The sequence below is a fragment of the Sinanaerobacter chloroacetimidivorans genome, assembly GCF_018128545.1.
Taxonomy (GTDB): domain Bacteria; phylum Bacillota; class Clostridia; order Peptostreptococcales; family Anaerovoracaceae; genus Sinanaerobacter; species Sinanaerobacter chloroacetimidivorans.
In genome coordinates this window covers 192,223-209,597 of sequence record NZ_JAGSND010000003.1, presented here as the reverse complement: position 1 = coordinate 209,597, position 17,375 = coordinate 192,223, and the positions used below count along the sequence as shown (strand labels likewise).

Below are 17,375 nucleotides of genomic sequence, written 5' to 3'. Positions count from 1 at the left end.
CCTCCTCCCTCACTTAATCCAAACGGTGGTACCCGATTTCGGGTTATAGAAATAATCCACATTATTTATTAAGGTTGTTCCAGTTTTACTTCAACAGCATCAGGGAAAACTCTCAAGAAGTCTTCAACCTCATCTTCCAAAAGCAGTCTAATACAGCTAAGAGCTTTACGAGCTCTAGAGCATGCAACATATATCAACTTCTGTGAATTTTCCCATTTTTCCTGTTTTGAATTATCGGTATAAATAAGAGAGAAATCGTATTCGTTCCAATAAAATTCTTCCATAACAACAATAACTGAGTCAATACTAGAACCTTTAGTTTTATGCATAGTGATATAATTAGAATTTTCATTCAGATATCTAGTGTAATTAAGTGCATCTGCAAACTTAATAGATTGCGAGAAAAACGTCTCTATGAATATTTCCTTTTTATAGAGATTTTTATAGTAATCAAATTCTTCTTCTGATGCAACTGCGAAAGCATCCTTAATTCTATTGTAGGTATTCATCCCATCCAAATAAAGTTTTTTAAATTTCTGATATTGGACGTTGGAGGCTAGCTCTTGAATAAATTTCTTATTTGAATTTAGAGTATTCTGGCAAGCTTCTGTAGGCTTGATAAGTTTATTTGATACTGCATATTGGAATGCTTCATATATTGATAGGGTTTTGTCAGTTAAGAGTTTCCCAATGATATCTTGAAGCTTAGCCTTATCTTGAAGTGAATGAATAACATAGCCACCCGATCGGATGGTTTTGATTATTGGATTATAGTTTTTCTTTTCATAGTAATTACAGATTTCACAAATATCCGATATATGGATGCGTTTTAAGTAATTATCCATTCTATCGCTGACTTCAACATACCTATCATCAAATACTTTGTAGAGATACTTAAATCCTTCTTTTTCTGCAATAGCTTTATTTGTTAACATCAGTATTTTAGCATTTTCACAATCTTTCTTCGCTTCATTGATTAATTTATTAACCCGTAATAAATGCTTTTCCTTGTCTTCCAGTGAACTAAAGCCGCTGGGGCGTTGATCACAAATAGAATAAAGAATTCTAACATTACCGTGCCTATCCATTTCCGTTTGATATTCGCCTGTGGGCAGTTTTGCAAATGCAACCTCTTGTTTAATGTCATCCAGACGCAAGTTGTTGATAAGGTTAATAATTTCATATGAGCATCTATAGTTATCCGCTTTAGGGATTAATACCAGATCGCCAGCATCAGTATATTTGTTAACACTCCCGATTCCATCACTATAGATGGCCTGCATTGAATCACCAAATAAGCACAGCGCTAAGTTTTTTTTATCTCCATCTTTTTGTTTGGTAAGTGCTAGCAAATCTTGAATTACTTCCAGTTTTGTATCTTGATACTCGTCAATGAATATATAATCGTATTTATCTTTAATAATTCTGCCTAAAACGGGGTAAGATTTTAATAATAAATGTGCAATGATAAGCAACCCATCATGACCGTATGTAAAGTCTCCTAAACTATCAAATTTAGTTTCGTTATAATGAATTTTTGCTTGATCACTTGCTTCGATAATGCTTTTAATGTATTCATTTAAACTATCAATTTGGTCGTTTAAAGTATTATTGTAAAAAGATGAGTCGTTATCATACTCTTTTTTACCTATAACCTTTCCGCAAGTCTCCTTCTTTACCGAATACAACTTATCTGCAAATTTGTTATAAATTTTCTTATAGCGCTCATATTCAGCTTTTTTATACTCTTTTTCATTGTTATCGTCACCCAACTCTAATCTCTCCATTTTAGAGACCATATATAGCGCTGGAATGACACATTTAATATTCTTCTTGTAATCTTTTATAAGACCATGCAAAAAAGCGTGGATTGTACTAACAGGGTATCTGTCGCCAATTCTCTCTTGAATTTCTTGAACGGCATTATTTGTATGAGTTATGCATACTACACGCGCAGATGGATTTTTGATGGATAAATATAAGAGCAAATCTTTGAGCGATTCAGTTTTACCGCTGCCAGCGCCACCTTGCAACACAAAACTTATTTGTTTGTCAATACAATCCTGACATAGTTCTAATGGATTTATCGTTTTTGTAGCCATTCGAATCCCTCCCAAATGTAAGAAGGCACTATCCACCCCTTATTATTAACATGCGCCATGAATAGTATTGACGAAGCAAAATCTGATTTTTTATCGATAATATTTTGGGTTAAATCATAAATATCAGAATAGCTTTCAATTTCGTCTATATTTTTAAGCCCGCTGATATTTACACACTCTTTTTTAATCTGATCTAGATTCACATTTATAAAAGAATCTTCAAAACTTCTGGGGTGATAATTGTTTTCTGATTGCTGATAAGCTACACTGATATATTGATTTGAGCAAGGTAGGTTGTGATCGATTAATTTTTGCAGCCATGTTTTAAATTCATTTTTGTCATTTATATCAGGTGCATCAAGATAATACTTAATTGTTTCATTGCTAGTATTGTCAGGCGAATCTTCAACAGAGCATGCCGTATATCGAATTGCTCCTGACTTTGTTACAGTCGATTTTGTAGTATCTATATCGGTAATGATAACTGTTGGGATCTGAAGAAACTCGAGAAAATGTCTAAATGCCTTTGCATTAGCACCTACCTGAAGAAATGAGACATTTTGCGAAGCAAGTGGAATATACGTACTTTTTTCTTCAGTATGTTCTTTAATGAACTTTTTTTCGTCATCGGTTTTCTGAGTATCATATTTTGATACAAAATAAGGCATAAGCATATTTTCTGATACGCCTTCAATAAATATTGCCTTATCTGCAAAGAAAAGTTCCGCTGATTCTATCGTGAGATACTGCTTAAGAAACTGAAACTCATTCATTTCATTCTGGTACTTAATCCTTAAATCTTTATAGAAATTTTTGATTTCAATATTTGTATATCCACAGGAGTCCTTCCCAATCAGCATGTACCGAATATTTTCAAAAGGATGATTAGCTACGATATGTGGGGAATGTGTTGTAATAATTGTCTGTACACCCGGCAATTCATCTACAATTTCACTAACTTTACGAGCAAATATATATTGAAGCTGGGGATGTGTATGAGCTTCAGGTTCTTCGATGAAAAGCAATTTTATGTCCTTGTTGTTAGCTATGAAAGTGCTTTTTTTGATTTCCATATTTAAAAGTAAATACAGTATGTTCATATGACCTAAGCCATTGAGATATTCAGGAAGTTGATTCACATCACTACCATATATAACTTCGGAAGAATCATTAATTATTTCATGTGCCTTAAGGTTGGATACAATCTTAAGACCATCTAACCCCAAAAAATCTTTTGCATTACGAAGAAAATCATTAAAGAACACCTCATAATTTACTCCTAGTTTTGAATCCATATCCTCGATTAATTTGTTTATAGCTTCAAATTTGTCTGGAGAGTTAACATTTTTATTGTTAAAAAAGCTAGTTGCTAAAGCAGAAAGGACTTTCGCGCCCGTTTTTTCTTCGGAACTAGACACGCTTCTTTTGGCATGTATTATTTCGAAATCAATTAGCTTTTTTACATCTTTCAATTCTTTTTTTATTAATCGATGCCTATTTTGCGGCTTAAGATCATCCAAACTGTCAAAGGTATAAACACATTTTTCCAAATAATCACTGAGATATTTTTTAATGAATTTTTCTTTCGACATATCATTTGCAAGACTAATAGACTCTAGTAATTTTTCCTTCTTTACGCAACACTCAAAAAGTAGATTAACATCCTGGCGTGCTGGATCCAGATCCATGATAAACTCTGATAAATGACAAAGATCATCAGATTCCTCATACTTAATATTTAATATAAGTTGTATAGAAAATTCGGTTACAACCGAGCTTTCATCTAAAGCTAATAGCAGTTGTCTTTTGCACAGAGAAAAATCGTTAAAATCAAAAGACAGACCATTTATGAATTTCTCAAACAATACGAAAAAGGATGTCTTTCCACTATTGTTTCGCCCAATCATTAGACATAGCTTATCTTTAAAATCAAGTGTGGATTGAGATAAGATTCTAAAGTTTCGAATGTGAATCTTATTAACATACATAACTTTTCCCCCTTTTACTCATATAACTGCAGTTGAATTATTAATGTTTTTACAGTCTATAGATGTCTTTTTAACACCAGAATCAACTCTTAACTTAATTTTTCTATAACACAACCCCCTAAAAACCGTGCAGGAATATCCCTGTACGGTTTATAAGTGTCGAAATTATGCTTCAAGAGGAAAGGCACTTTGGCCTCCCGTTGTCTAATTATACCAAATATTATCGAAACCTTCAATAAAATATAGTTTTTAACAGTATCACATAGAAAGTAGTTAACAACCCCTTTTATGCATCTGTGTTTAATTCCACCTTATTGGTCTGGTCTCGGCTGCATTTGATGATTTCACTTCCTGTCTATACAATTTTAGTCATATCTATATTTTTTCCAAATAACGAAGGAGGAATTGAAATCATGAAACTAAGTAAAGAAGAAAAGTATCAGTTGGTCCAAAGATATCACAATGGCGAATCGGCAGCGGATATTTGTATGGGGGCAAGCATTGCCAGAAGCACGTTCTATGCCTGGATTAAACCATACAAAGTAACATATACCGATGCTGGATATGCTGTAAGCGCAAATGAGTTTATCAAAATGAAGCAGCATATAACGAAGCTTGAACAAAAGCTAGAGGTGTTGCAGAAAGTAAACTGTGCCGTATCCTCTCCACTGAAAGAAAGACTGCATGAACTGGCTCTGCTTCATGGTCAATACAGCGTTTATGTGCTCTGTGAAGCTCTGAATGTGGACAGAGGTACTTTTTATAATCATATCCTTCGGAGCAAAAAAGACAATAGCAGTTACCAATTCCGCAGAAATCGGTTAAGCGAACTGATCAGACAGGTATATGAAGAGAGCAACCAAATCTACGGAGCGAAAAAAATCAAGGCAGTATTGGCAGAACGAGGCATAGCAACAAGCGACAAAATGGTCGCCGAATTAATGCAGGAGATGAATCTGCATAGTATTCGAACTAGCGCAAAAAAGGATTATTTGCAGTTCAACCATGAAAAGAAGAAGGATTCTCTAAAAATGCAGTTTTCTGTTCAAGCACCCAATCAAGTCTGGGTAAGCGATGTAACGTACTTTAAACTCGGGTCAAAATTTCAATACATCTGTGCCATTATAGATCTTTATGCAAGAAAGGTCGTTGCCTATAAGATTTCACAGAAGCACAGTTCACAGCTCATCACAGCTACCTTTAAACAGGCTTACTCTTCTCGCAAGCCTGAATCCGGATTGATTTTTCACAGTGATCGTGGTGTGCAATATACGTCGCATGCATTTCAGAACCTGCTCAAAAGCTGCAATGTAAAGCAATCCTTTTCGCCATCGGGCAGGCCGCATCATAACGCGGTCATGGAGTCGTTTTTTGCAACGATGAAAAAGGAAGAACTTTATCGAACCAACTATCATTCATTAAGTGAATTTAAAGAGCGAGTTGAGAGGTATATCGACTTTTATAATAACGAACGTCCGCATATAACTTTAAACTATAAAACCCCAAACACGCATGAACGCTTGTTTTACGACAAGAAGAGCAAGCAATAAAATTGGACATGTGTGTTCAAAAGTCGTGTTTTTTGGTTTTTATTCGCCGAAATTTTACTGTTTCGCTAAAGAGAAACCAAACGACTCAATACATATGAAATGCTCAATCCCTCATAAATCCAGGGTCTGAGCATATAAAAAACAGTATGATTCTGGACATTTCGAAAAAAATGTTCAGAACTCATACCGTCGTTCAATATGGTGCAGGCAAGAGGACTCGAACCTCCATGAAGGAACCTTCACACGGACCTGAACCGTGCGCGTCTGCCAATTCCGCCATGCCTGCATATTACACCATGTGCGGCACAATAAATATAGTACAATTATATGGACAGTTTGTCAAGCATAAGATTTGCTTTTGAAAAAAAAGGTAAAGCTGATGCCTTACCCTCTTGCATTGATGCTTGAAATAACGCCTCTTGACATGTAATCTGCCATAACTAAAGCGTGGTATTGTAATCTGTCATAAATATCGATTCCTCTTTCGTAATCTCCGGAAAATATTGCAACAGCCTCATCGATCAACATTCCTATGTAACGGGAAATTAAATAGCTCCATTGTTCTCTGTCCCAGTATAAGTTCCTTTCGGCTAAGAAATTGGCCATCTCTTCTACTTTTTGATACAGTTCGGAAAGATTCCTGTCTACTGCCTCGTTGTCACCGCTGTTTAATGCATCCACTATTTTCGTAAACAGTAAAATATTTTGAAACATCAGGTTTTGAAATTCTTCTGCAATGATGTCCCCCATATAAGGCCTCAAAGAATTATAGAAAAGTACCGGTACCGTATGCAATTTTTTTGTGTTGCCCTCGACACTACCAAAGCCGGAAGCCACTGCGTTTATATAGGCCCGCGTCCACATGGCTAACTGAAGCACGTTATATCTGAAATCATTGATTAAATTCATTTGTCCATAAGTGAGATATTCGCTTATTTCCTGGCATTTACCGCTCATCTTGATGCTCCTTCATGTTTTATTATTTATAATATGTGTTTCTTTACATATTTGTTAACCGCTTTAAGCCGTGGTTTCACAGCTCCGCCATGGTATATTGTTATCAGCTCTTTCATAAGATTTCAACAGTTCTTTCATAAGATCATTTTCATAAGTTCATCACATTTCATAAGATCATAATTGACAATTATAGCCAGCAGAGGTAAGCTATTTTTATAGGCGGTAGATATAAAATCAGGGGGAGTTTTTTGAAACTCCTTTTTTTGTTTATAAGGAACTAGAAATTTAGCAGATATTTATCAGAGGTGACATAAATTGAAGAATTCAGATTTCAATGTAATAAAAAACAAAACTAGTGCAGACAAAATCGGGAATACGGCAGATCCGGTCATCAGACAGAAACTAAAAGATGTTCAGGCAATTAACCAGCAGATTCAAGGATTAAAAAGGATTGTGGCAAGTATATCAGACGGCCTGATTATACTATCCAAATATAATAAATTCTATTTTTTAAACCAGGCGGGCAAGGACTTCTTTTATAGGCCGGAAACGATAAAATTTAACGGAGATGGTTTTGTACATACTAAATACTATAATATGCAGGAGAAGCAGCTGACTGTCGATGAAATGATCGGCTCCAGAGTCCTGAAGGGTGAAGTCATCAAGAATGAAAGAATCAAAGCGGTAAGACCGGATAAAACACTTTATTACAGTATGAGCGGAAACCCTGTATATGACGAAAACCATCAGGTATTAATGGCCGTGATATGTGCCCGGGATATCACAGAGGCAATTGAAAATGATAATTTGATCAAGGAGCAGAAAAAACAGCTGGAAGCAATATTCGAGAATATTTCCGATGCAATTTGTTTATTTGATCAAAATGATCAGGTTATCGTAAATAACGAAGCCAGGAGGCACCTGTTTCCCCATGGTGTCGAAGCAGGTGCCAGGGATCAAAACTATAAATTTTTAGATGCAGAAAAAAGACCCCTGCCCCTGGAAGAATATCCTTTATCTTGTATCAAGCGCAAAGAAGCGTTTAAGAACAAAGTATTCCGTTTAGATGAGGGAGGCAAAATCAAATATATTCATGCCAGCGGTACCCCCATACTCGATCAGGATGGAAATTTCGAGAAGGGCGTATTAAGCTTGAGAGATATCACGGAAAATATCCAAATCTACGAAAAATATGCAGAACAGCAGGATCAATTACTAAAAATTGAAAAAGAGAAAAACGAAGCCCTGGAATCCTCTATGAAATTAAAGGATGAATTTCTGTACCTTATCACCCATGAGTTTCGGACACCCATGGCCGTCATCAACAGTGCGCTGCAGGCAATTGATTTATTATACAGTGACGAAGTATCCGAAAAAATTGCAAAATATCTCAACACGATAAAGCAGAATACCAATCGTCAGCTGCGGTTAGTAAACAATTTACTCGATAACATTCGCATCAGCTCGGGTCTTACAAAGCTGAATTACAGCATAGTTGACATCGTCTATGTGACACGGCAAATCGTAAAGTCTGTTGAGTTATTTTCAAGACAAAAGAAGGTTGATCTGAGATTTTGTTCGAAGATACCTGAAAAGCTGGTGCTGCTTGATGAAGAAAAGTACGAACGGATTTTACTGAATCTCTTATCCAATGCATTGAAATTTACACCGAAAGGTAAAAAAATAACAGTAATCCTGGCCGTTAAAAAGAGAAACAAGAAAAACATGATCTGTGTAAGCGTTAGGGATGCAGGAATCGGAATCCCAAAAGATATGCAGCAGGTTATTTTTGAACGGTTTGGGCAAGTAGACAGCAGCTTATCCCGAAAAGCGGAAGGAACAGGCTTAGGCTTGCATCTGGTGAAACAGATCGTGGAGGTATTGGAAGGTGAGCTTATTTTAGAAAGTAAAGAAGGGACCGGCAGTACTTTTACTGTTTTTCTTCCTATCATAAAAATTCTTGACCATGATAAAGTTCAGCAAAACCATCAGACCGCTCAAGGTGATAATAATCGTATCGATCAAGCCGTATCCATTGAATTCAGCGATATTTACTATGATAAATAAAACAGAATCATTTCAAATTCTAATCCTGAGCCGATAATTTTCTTAATATCGATAAATCAAACTTGTCGCCAAAGACCTTCACGGTTTCACTGCTCCCGTTATGAAAGAATGTGGCATACTCGTCACCGGCCGTAACAATCCTGAGTCCATCTCCGTCATCATCGGCAAAAGTAACAGAAAAACTTTCCGGAATACCATCCAGCTCCTTATAGCTGATGTAAGCCCTCCTGTATTGATAAGACTTAAAAAAATCCAATATTTTTTTTGAATTCTCCCCATCTTCAATTGTAACTGTTGTACCTGGACTGATTCTAAATTCCTTTTGCTCAATTGCAGAAGCCTGTATAGATGAATCCTCTTTTATTCCCATTACCTGATGAAAACTTCTTGGATAGAAAGTAATGACAACAGCAACAAGAATTAAAAGCAGAATGATAATGCCTCGTTTCATCGATTGAGTGATCTCCTTACATGAAATATTTCTTATTACAAAGAGGTTGTATGTACCTGTCACTGATCATATTTTAACACCTGGATGCTGGGTTCGTCCAGCATCATAAGAAAGAAATTATTGATTCTTTCCTGCAAAACCCTTACAATTAACGGTGTAAAGTCTAGAAATATAAATATATTACAGGAGGTCTGTATGAAGGTTTGTATCCTGATGGGAAGTCCAAGACTGAACGGCAACACGGCTTCATTGGTGGAGCCGTTTGCAAACGAGCTGAAAAAGCACGATGCTGAAATAAATATCATCAATTTATATACGAAAACGATCCATCCATGCGTCGCCTGCAGAAAATGCCAGGATGTTTCGGGCTCTTTCGGTTGTCCTCAGAAGGATGATATGCAATTTATATTTCATTCAATAATAGAAGCAGATATCTTCATTCTTGCAACCCCGATTTATTCCTGGTACTGCACACCGCCGATGAAAGCTGTGCTTGACCGTTTAGTTTACGGAATGAATAAATACTACGGGAATATTGAAAAGAAAGAATGCCTGTGGGAGAATAAAAAATGTGCCATTATTTCAACCTGCGGATACAGAGTAGAAAAAGGCGCCGACTTGTTTGAGCAAGGGATCATCAGGTATTGCAAACATTCTAATTTGAATTATATCGGTATGCTGGCAATACGGGATGAAGGCTACCATACCCCATTTATAAATGATCAGAAAATTGAACAAACCAAGCTGTTTGCAGGCCATCTCGCTGACCTCTTTTCAGCCAAGTAAAAAAAATGCACCTCCAAATGCGTCTAACATTTGGGGTGCACTTCAAGCATCCATGGTATTTTCATATGCAAATTTGCTTGGGATAGTCCGGTAAGCATTCCGGGGAATATTCCTATCCGGTTATTTGTACTTTTCTATCAGCGTGCGTGCTGCCAATACTCCGCTGGCAGATGCCTGAGACAGAGAGTGTGTCACGCCGGAACCGTCTCCCAGTGCATATAAGCCTTTCACCTTGGTCTCAAGATTCTGGTCTACCTGCACCTTTGAGTTATAGAATTTAACTTCTACACCGTATAAGAGCGTATCCTCATTTGCGGTACCGGGAGCAATTTTATCCAGGGCATAGATCATCTCGATAATATTATCCAGCTGCCTTTTTGGAATCACCAGACTCAGATCTCCCGGAACAGCCTTCAGTGTCGGTCTGGTAAAACACTTCTCCATTCTTCTTGCACTGCTTCTTCTTCCCTTTACCAGGTCGCCGAACCGCTGCAGAAGTACGCCGCCGCCAAGCATGTTGCTCAGTCTGGCAATGGATTCACCATACTCGTTGCTGTCTTTAAAAGGTTCCGTAAACTGGTTGGAAACCAGCAAGGCAAAATTCGTGTTTTCCGTTCTCAGGCTTGGGTCGGCATAACTATGGCCGTTTACCGTAACGATCCCGTTGGTGTTTTCCGCAACGACCTCTCCATAAGGGTTCATGCAGAAAGTTCTTACCATATCGTTATATTTATTTGTTTTATAAACAATTTTACTTTCGTATACATCATCGGTAATATGTTTAAAAATCTCAGCCGGAAGTTCTACTCTTACGCCGATATCAACCCGGTTTTTTTTCAGGTCTATGTGGAATTTATCACAGATATCTGAAATCCATTTGGAACCGGAACGGCCGGTAGCCAAAACCAGATCCCTGCACTCAAACTCTTCCCCTTTATCCGTAATAATGCGGAAGCCTTCGTCCAGCTTTTCTACATCTACTACCAAGGTATTGAATTGTGTCTCGATTCTATTTTTTGTATAATCAAAGATTCTCTCCAGAATCTTTACATTTCTGTCTGTACCCAGATGACGTACCTTCGCATCAAGAAGATGAAGATTATTTCTTAAGGCAAGGGTTTTCAGGTCGGAATTGCCTGTAGAGTAAAGCTTTGCATCTTCCCCTCCCATGCTGCATAATACCTGGTCTACATACTCCATTAAGTCCAATGCTTCTTCCGTACCTACATAGTTGTGAAGATCACCGCCAAATTGCGTTGTGATATTGTATTTACCGTCGGAAAGCGTTCCGGCACCGCCGTAACCATTCATAATGTGACATGGCACGCAGCGAATACAGTTTGTAACCTTTCCGCTTTTAATAGGGCATATCCTTTTTTCAAGCCCAGCCCCTTTGTCTATCATTAGAACTTTTGCATTGTTTGGAATCTTCGTCAGCTCGTAGGACATAAATACGCCGCTGGCTCCGGCCCCAACAATGATAATATCGTATTTTTTCATTTTCATACTCCACTTTCTAATCTTAGTTCGCCCAAACTGTGAAGCAAAAAGCTCACAGAGATATTATATGCGGTAAGGACAAGACTGACAATCATTTTTTTACCGGTAGTCAGTTAGAAAAAGCTAGTCATAAAACAGTAAATTTCTGTTTTATAACTAGCTTCTGTCCCGTCAGGCGATTTGTATATCCACCATTCCTTTGATCTCCTTTGAAAGATCCTGTATGGAACCTGTGGCTCTGTCCCTCGTATCCAGCATTTCAGCAGCATATTTATAAAATACTTTGCCATAATCGGTAAGGAATGCTTCCCTGCCATTTCTGTCTATGAGCCTTACCCCCAGCTCCTTTTCCAGCGTTGAGATTCTTGCGCTGATGGTAGGCTGTGTCAGAAAGCAGGCGTCTGCTGCTTTTGAAAAACTTTTATAATCCACCACGGTAACAAAAGCTTCTATTTGTTTAAAATCCATAATATCGTCCCCTTTCTTCGATATCCTTACTTACTCTCTAATTCTTCAATATATTTGCCTGCCTGGACTGCGGCTATAGCTCCGTCAGCGGCTGCGGTGACCACCTGTCTTAGACTCTTCTCCCTGATATCACCGGCAGCATAGACACCCGACAGGTTTGTCTTCATATTTTCATCCGTAATAATGTAGCCTTTTTCATTCAGGGTAAGCTTTCCCTGATAGAGCTGTGTACTTGGATCATATCCGATAAAGACGAAAACGCCAAAGGTTCCGTCATTGGGGTCTGCCTTGATTTCCGTAATGCTTCCATCTTTTACATTTTCAAGGATCATGGATTCAATAAGATCCTCTCCCTTAATTTCTTTCACTACGGTATGATAAAGGAAGCTGATTTTATCATTTTTAAAAGTTTTCTCCTGAACGGATTTGGCTGCTCTTAAAATTCGTCTTCTATGAACCACGGTAACTTTCTTCGCAAATTTGGTCAGAAACATAGCTTCTTCAAGTGCCGCATCTCCGCCGCCGATTACAAATACTTCCAGATTTCTGAAGAACGGTCCGTCGCAGGTTGCGCAGTGGGAAATACCTCTCCCGATAAATTTGTCCTCGCCGATACAGCCGATGGGTTTCGCTGATGCCCCTCCGGCAATAATTACGGTCTTTGCCCGGTAGGTTTCCCGCTGACAGATAATTTCCTTAATATCTCCGTCTAAAGAAACCGCCGTCACGTCATCATAAATCTTTTCTACCCCGAACTTCTTTACCTGAGCCGCCATACGGTCTATCAGTGTCGCGCCGCTTTCTTCCGGACCGGAACCCGGGTAATTATCAATCTCTGCAGTTTGGAGGATTTGACCTCCATCCTGACCCTTTTCCAGAATCACAGTATCCAGCATGGCTCTGCCGGCATAGATACCTGCAGATAATCCGGCAGGGCCTGCTCCGATAATAATCAAATCATAAACTTTCATCTCTTCCTCCAATCAACCTTTCGACAAAAATAAAAAGAACAGAAAGCAAACGCCTTCTGCTCTGTTATTAACCTGAGAGATTCTTCCCATTGGGAGTTGCCCCTTCGGTGCTTACGCTTTCCAGAGTTCTGTCCGCCTACGGTCCCCTTTACCTGAGATCATCACATGAATTATGGCCTAATACATGCTTATTCCTTCGGTGTTGCACGATGCAATCTCTCCCGCAGACATCAACCAGTTCTATTAATATTTTCTATTATAACGCATTTTTTAAATTATATCAGTAATTTATTGATAGATTCAACTATTTTTTATTCTTGTTCTGAATAAAAGGTATCGGGGTATCATCGATCTTATCAATATTATTGCCAGTTAGATAATACTTTGTATCTTTTGCGATAACTCCGCTCAACAATAGAATACAGATCAAATTCGGAATCGCCATCAGCATATTCAGTGCATCGGCAATGTTCCAAACTGTAGATAAGCTCATAACAGCTCCGATAAAAGTGATAATGACATAGATGGCTTTGTAAGGAATGATAGCCGCTTTTCCGAAGAGATATTCCGCTCCTCTTTCTCCATAATAGGACCAGCCCAATATGGTGGAAAAAGCAAAGGTAATCAAGCCAAAGGTCAGTACGATTGGACCAATCACCGGAATTTGATTAAAGGCATGGCTGGTAAGCAAGGCTCCGTCAGCAGCACCGCCGGCTCCGTCAGCACTTACCGCAGGGTTTGAAATCACTGTGCTCACCAGAACAAGACCTGTCATGGCACAAATGACTACGGTATCCCAGAATGTTCCTGTAGCCGATACCAGCGCCTGTCTTACAGGGTTTCTGGTCTGTGCTGCCGCAGCAACGATAGGAGCGGATCCCATTCCGGATTCATTGGAGAAAAGGCCTCTTGCCACTCCAAATCTCGCCGCCATCATGATGGAGGCTCCGATAAATCCGCCTCCTGCAGCACTTGGAGTAAATGCAGCTGTACAAATCAATACTACAGCATCCCAAATATAATTTCTGTTCATAACCAGAATAATGATACATCCAATGACATAAAAGACTGCCATAAAGGGAACCAGTTTTTCACAGGTTTTCGTAATGGACTTTACGCCGCCTAGAATAACTACCGCTACCAGAACCGCCATAATGGCTCCGGAAACCCATAGTGGAATGTCGAAATTTTTTAAAACTACTTTAGAAACTGCGTTGGCCTGAACGGTGGCTCCGATTCCAAAGGCAGTAAGGGCTGCAAACAAGGCAAACAATACGCCAAGCCATTTCATTTTCAGTCCTCTTTCCAGGGCGTACATGGCGCCTCCCAGCATGGTTCCGTCAGAAGTTTGCACTCTGTATTTTACAGCCACCAAAGATTCGGCATACTTGGTTGCGATACCGAAAACACCGGTGAGCCACATCCAAAGAACGGCTCCGGGGCCTCCCAAAGCAATGGCAGTACCTACACCAACGATATTACCGGTACCGATGGTAGAAGCCAAAGCGGTTGTCAAGGCGCCAAACTGAGAAACGTCTCCTTTGCCGTCTGCATCTTTCGTAATGGACAGGCGAATGGCCAGACCAATTTTCTTTTGAATAAAACCTGTTCTAACAGTCATAAATAAATGCGTACCAAACAATAAGATCAATAATGGCGGTCCCCAAAGATAACCGTTAAGCCAGGTAAAAAAATTATTTAATGTTTCCATAGGTGCTTTTCTTTCCTCCTTATAATAATACTTATGCTAAATAACACCGTCTCATTATTATATAAAATTTTTCTATATAATGCTAGTATTTTTATTCCAATACTATTTTTTTATAGAAAAATACTGTATGCAATAAAAAAACCGGATCCATTTAAACGGAAAAAGGTAGAACAAGCCAGCAGTTGCATGTTACTATGTACTTATCAAATATAAGCAATCAGGAGGGAAATATGAGTAAGAAAATCAATTATAATCATTTGGCTGCAGCAATTATTCTGCTGGGCGGAGGCGCCTATGGTCTATACGCGGGGCTTATCGACGGTTTTAATGGCTATTTCTTCATTCCCAGCTGCGCTTTTGTTTTTTTGGGTGCCATCTACGCCCGAAACGTGAAAGTAAAATGAAAATACCTTGCATAACGCAAGGGTATTTTCATATATGATAAAAAATTAAGAGGAAAAAGCTTTTCCATATTATCGGCAATTGCCTTCATTTTTATTTCCTGTATTCATAAAATAAGTGATACATTTCAGGATTCTTTCCGCAGCGGAAGCGAGCAATTCCTTTCCATTGGCCATGGCATACTCCAGTGTCACCGGGCCGTCAGTTAAGGAAAATATTCCCGTTACGCCATGCTCATACAACGCTTCCGCACCCTTGCCTATGTTCCCCGCAATAATGATGACCGGTATGTTCAGCTCCTGAGCAACCTTTGAAACACCATACGGGGTTTTCCCGTGAACGGTTTGAAAGTCGCACCCGCCTTCACCAGTGATCACAAGATCGGCATTGGCCATCTTTTCTCTTAGTCTGGCAGCATCGATTACAATGTCTACACCAGGATTTAATTCCGCATTTAAATATGCCATCATACCGCCGCCAATCCCGCCTGCTGCGCCGGAACCCGGCAAGTCAGCGATATCTGCGTTTAAGCAAGTTTTCAAGATATTGGCATAATGTGCCAAATTCCTGTCAAGGACCTCTACCATTTGCTCAGTGGCCCCCTTTTGCGGTCCAAATACTCTGCTTGCGCCCTTTGGGCCGCATAGAGGGTTGCTTACATCACACGCTGCCACAAATTTTGATTCATAGATACGAGAATCAACGAAATCAGTATTGATCATACACAATTGATCTAAAGCGCCGCCGCCGAAATCAATTTCCTTTCCGTCAGCATTCAGCAGACGGAACCCTAAAGCCTGTGCCATACCGGCACCGCCATCATTGGTAGCGCTCCCTCCTATGGCAAGGATAAAATTTCTGCATCCTTTATCCAGCGCATCGACGATCAGCTGCCCGACACCATACGTTGTCGTCTTCAACGGGTTTCTGTCCGCCTGACCGATCAGATATAATCCGGCGGCTTCTGCCAGTTCTATCACTGCGGTATTGCTTTTTAAAATTGCATATCTGGACACTATATTTTGGCCCAAGGGATTCAAAACATCGCATTCAACCAGCATTCCACCGACAGCATCCAGAATATTCTGCATGGTCCCTTCTCCGCCGTCAGCCATAGGGACACATACAACCTCCGCATCCCGATCCACTCTGCGAATGCCTGTTTCCATTGCCCTGCAGGCCTCCATAGCCGTCAAGCTTCCTTTATACGTATCCGGTGCCAATACTATTTTCATAATTCCTCCCCATTATTTTTAATAAGTACTATTCGTTAAGCCAATCTCGCAAATAAACATGTCCTAACTCTTCTTGTGCTTTAATATAGGCTTCCATGATTTCTCTTCCCGGGAATCCCTGTTCATTGGCGGCTGCAATCCACTTTTCAGGCAGATTTTCAATGCTGTCCAGCCAAATCGCTTTTTCTTCGTCACTTAATTCAGTTACTTGAAGTCCGTTGTTTTTCTCCATTACGGCAAAAGCTTCTTCATCCCAGCTTTTTGCTGTTTCTGCTGATAATTCTTCATATTCTGCGGCCACTTCCAGGAAAATGTCCTGAACTTCTTTAGGCAGGCTGTTCCATGTATCAAGGTTAACTGTGATGCCTTGAATTGCTGCAGCTCCAAAACCAACTTTCGTATAGTATTTAGCGATCTCATCCCACTTATATCTCATGGCTGTATCTGACCATACAACATATCCTTCGTAAACACCTGTCTGTAAATTGGTATATACTTCATTAAATGTTGATTGTACAGGAGTTGCACCGACACCGGCAAGCCAAGGCATTACGCTGCCGGCCCCGCCAAGCTTGTGTCCTTTAACATCGGCTGCTTTAGCAATTGGGAACTTGCTGATCAGTTCATAATCTCCCGTCGGACCAAAGGCTAAGAACTTCTGATTATACTGCTTCCATAACCCATCATACACCTCCGGGAACTGCTCGGCAACCATACGTGAGGCCTTTGTTGCAATCACCGGGTCCTGAGATGAAAACGGTACGTAGTAAGGGAGATTCATCAGTAAAAGCTTCTTCGTATCAAATGCAAAGGTTGAAGCAAAAACATCTAAAAGTCCGTTTTGAGTTGCAACCAGAGCTTCGTCAAGTCCTGCAACGGTTCCGCCGTAAGCGTCAATCCATTCTATATCGTAATTCGTTTTTTCCGCACAGCGCTTTGTGACCTCAGGCTGGAAGAAATCAGCAGCTACCTTAGTATATGACATGGTATTCGAAGGATGACCTCCGCCGATTGTCAAGGTAATGGTTTTACGTTCACTGCGGCCTTGGGTATTATCTGTTGCTCCGCCACCACCACACGCTGCCAGGGAAAAAATCATGCATAAAACCGTAACCAAACATAAGATTCTCTTTGTCTTTTTCATTTCCTTCTTTTCTCCTTTTGTTTTTTGTTTATGTATTAAGCTT

General features: G+C 39.4%; 14 protein-coding genes, 1 tRNA gene and 1 riboswitch. Of the genes, 4 read left to right on the top strand and 11 right to left on the bottom strand.

Annotated features, from left to right (window positions below; translation table 11 throughout):
• Positions 1-68: 68 nt before the first annotated feature.
• Positions 69-2,102, bottom strand: coding sequence for a UvrD-helicase domain-containing protein (locus KCX82_RS06370; RefSeq protein WP_227017611.1), 2,034 nt, complete (start codon positions 2,100-2,102; stop codon positions 69-71).
• Positions 2,084-4,090 (bottom strand): ATP-dependent nuclease, encoded by a 2,007-nt coding sequence (locus KCX82_RS06365; protein WP_227017610.1) that lies wholly within the window; start codon positions 4,088-4,090, stop codon positions 2,084-2,086. The genes KCX82_RS06370 and KCX82_RS06365 overlap by 19 nt, the downstream gene beginning before the upstream one ends.
• 413 nt (positions 4,091-4,503) lie before the next feature.
• Here KCX82_RS06365 and KCX82_RS06360 point away from each other — a divergent pair, with 413 nt between their 5' ends.
• Positions 4,504-5,640, top strand: coding sequence for an IS3 family transposase (locus KCX82_RS06360; RefSeq protein WP_227017609.1), 1,137 nt, complete (start codon positions 4,504-4,506; stop codon positions 5,638-5,640).
• 199 nt (positions 5,641-5,839) lie between these two features.
• Here KCX82_RS06360 and KCX82_RS06355 read toward each other — a convergent pair.
• Both KCX82_RS06355 and KCX82_RS06350 read right to left on the bottom strand, forming a co-directional pair.
• Positions 5,840-5,926, bottom strand: a tRNA-Leu gene (locus KCX82_RS06355).
• A 98-nt stretch (positions 5,927-6,024) separates the two neighbouring features.
• On the bottom strand, positions 6,025-6,597 hold the full coding sequence (locus KCX82_RS06350; protein WP_227017608.1) for a hypothetical protein: 573 nt from the start codon (positions 6,595-6,597) through the stop codon (positions 6,025-6,027).
• Positions 6,598-6,912: 315 nt separating this feature from the next.
• Between KCX82_RS06350 and KCX82_RS06345 the strand changes: the two genes are divergently transcribed.
• The gene (locus KCX82_RS06345; RefSeq protein ID WP_227017607.1) at positions 6,913-8,664 is read left to right on the top strand and encodes a sensor histidine kinase; all 1,752 of its coding nucleotides are present in this window, start codon (positions 6,913-6,915) and stop codon (positions 8,662-8,664) included.
• Positions 8,665-8,683: 19 nt separating this feature from the next.
• Here KCX82_RS06345 and KCX82_RS06340 read toward each other — a convergent pair whose 3' ends face one another.
• A complete protein-coding gene (locus KCX82_RS06340; RefSeq protein ID WP_227017606.1) occupies positions 8,684-9,115 on the bottom strand; it encodes a hypothetical protein in 432 nt (143 codons plus the stop codon).
• 195 nt (positions 9,116-9,310) lie between these two features.
• On the opposite strand from KCX82_RS06340, the gene KCX82_RS06335 reads away from it, so the two are divergent.
• On the top strand, positions 9,311-9,901 hold the full coding sequence (locus KCX82_RS06335; protein WP_227017605.1) for a flavodoxin family protein: 591 nt from the start codon (positions 9,311-9,313) through the stop codon (positions 9,899-9,901).
• 120 nt (positions 9,902-10,021) lie between these two features.
• Here KCX82_RS06335 and KCX82_RS06330 read toward each other — a convergent pair whose 3' ends face one another.
• From KCX82_RS06330 to KCX82_RS06315, 4 genes are all read right to left on the bottom strand, one after another.
• The gene (locus KCX82_RS06330; RefSeq protein ID WP_227017604.1) at positions 10,022-11,401 is read right to left on the bottom strand and encodes an NAD(P)/FAD-dependent oxidoreductase; all 1,380 of its coding nucleotides are present in this window, start codon (positions 11,399-11,401) and stop codon (positions 10,022-10,024) included.
• Between the two features lie 171 nt (positions 11,402-11,572).
• Positions 11,573-11,869, bottom strand: coding sequence for a LysR family transcriptional regulator (locus KCX82_RS06325; protein ID WP_227017603.1), 297 nt, complete (start codon positions 11,867-11,869; stop codon positions 11,573-11,575).
• Between the two features lie 26 nt (positions 11,870-11,895).
• Positions 11,896-12,840, bottom strand: a complete 945-nt coding sequence (gene trxB, locus KCX82_RS06320; RefSeq protein ID WP_227017602.1) for a thioredoxin-disulfide reductase — start codon at positions 12,838-12,840, stop codon at positions 11,896-11,898.
• Between the two features lie 129 nt (positions 12,841-12,969).
• Positions 12,970-13,074, bottom strand: a riboswitch (glycine riboswitch).
• A gap of 70 nt (positions 13,075-13,144) precedes the next feature.
• Positions 13,145-14,551, bottom strand: coding sequence for an alanine/glycine:cation symporter family protein (locus tag KCX82_RS06315; RefSeq protein ID WP_227017601.1), 1,407 nt, complete (start codon positions 14,549-14,551; stop codon positions 13,145-13,147).
• A 230-nt stretch (positions 14,552-14,781) separates the two neighbouring features.
• Between KCX82_RS06315 and KCX82_RS06310 the strand changes: the two genes are divergently transcribed.
• On the top strand, positions 14,782-14,955 hold the full coding sequence (locus tag KCX82_RS06310; protein WP_227017600.1) for a hypothetical protein: 174 nt from the start codon (positions 14,782-14,784) through the stop codon (positions 14,953-14,955).
• Positions 14,956-15,024: 69 nt separating this feature from the next.
• Here KCX82_RS06310 and KCX82_RS06305 read toward each other — a convergent pair whose 3' ends face one another.
• Both KCX82_RS06305 and KCX82_RS06300 read right to left on the bottom strand, forming a co-directional pair.
• Entirely contained in the window at positions 15,025-16,188 is a 1,164-nt protein-coding gene (locus KCX82_RS06305) for a glycerate kinase family protein (RefSeq protein WP_227017599.1), read from the bottom strand.
• Positions 16,189-16,216: 28 nt separating this feature from the next.
• Complete coding sequence (locus KCX82_RS06300) at positions 16,217-17,332, bottom strand: C4-dicarboxylate TRAP transporter substrate-binding protein (protein WP_227017598.1); 1,116 nt, start codon at positions 17,330-17,332, stop codon at positions 16,217-16,219.
• Between the last annotated feature and the right edge of the window lie 43 nt (positions 17,333-17,375).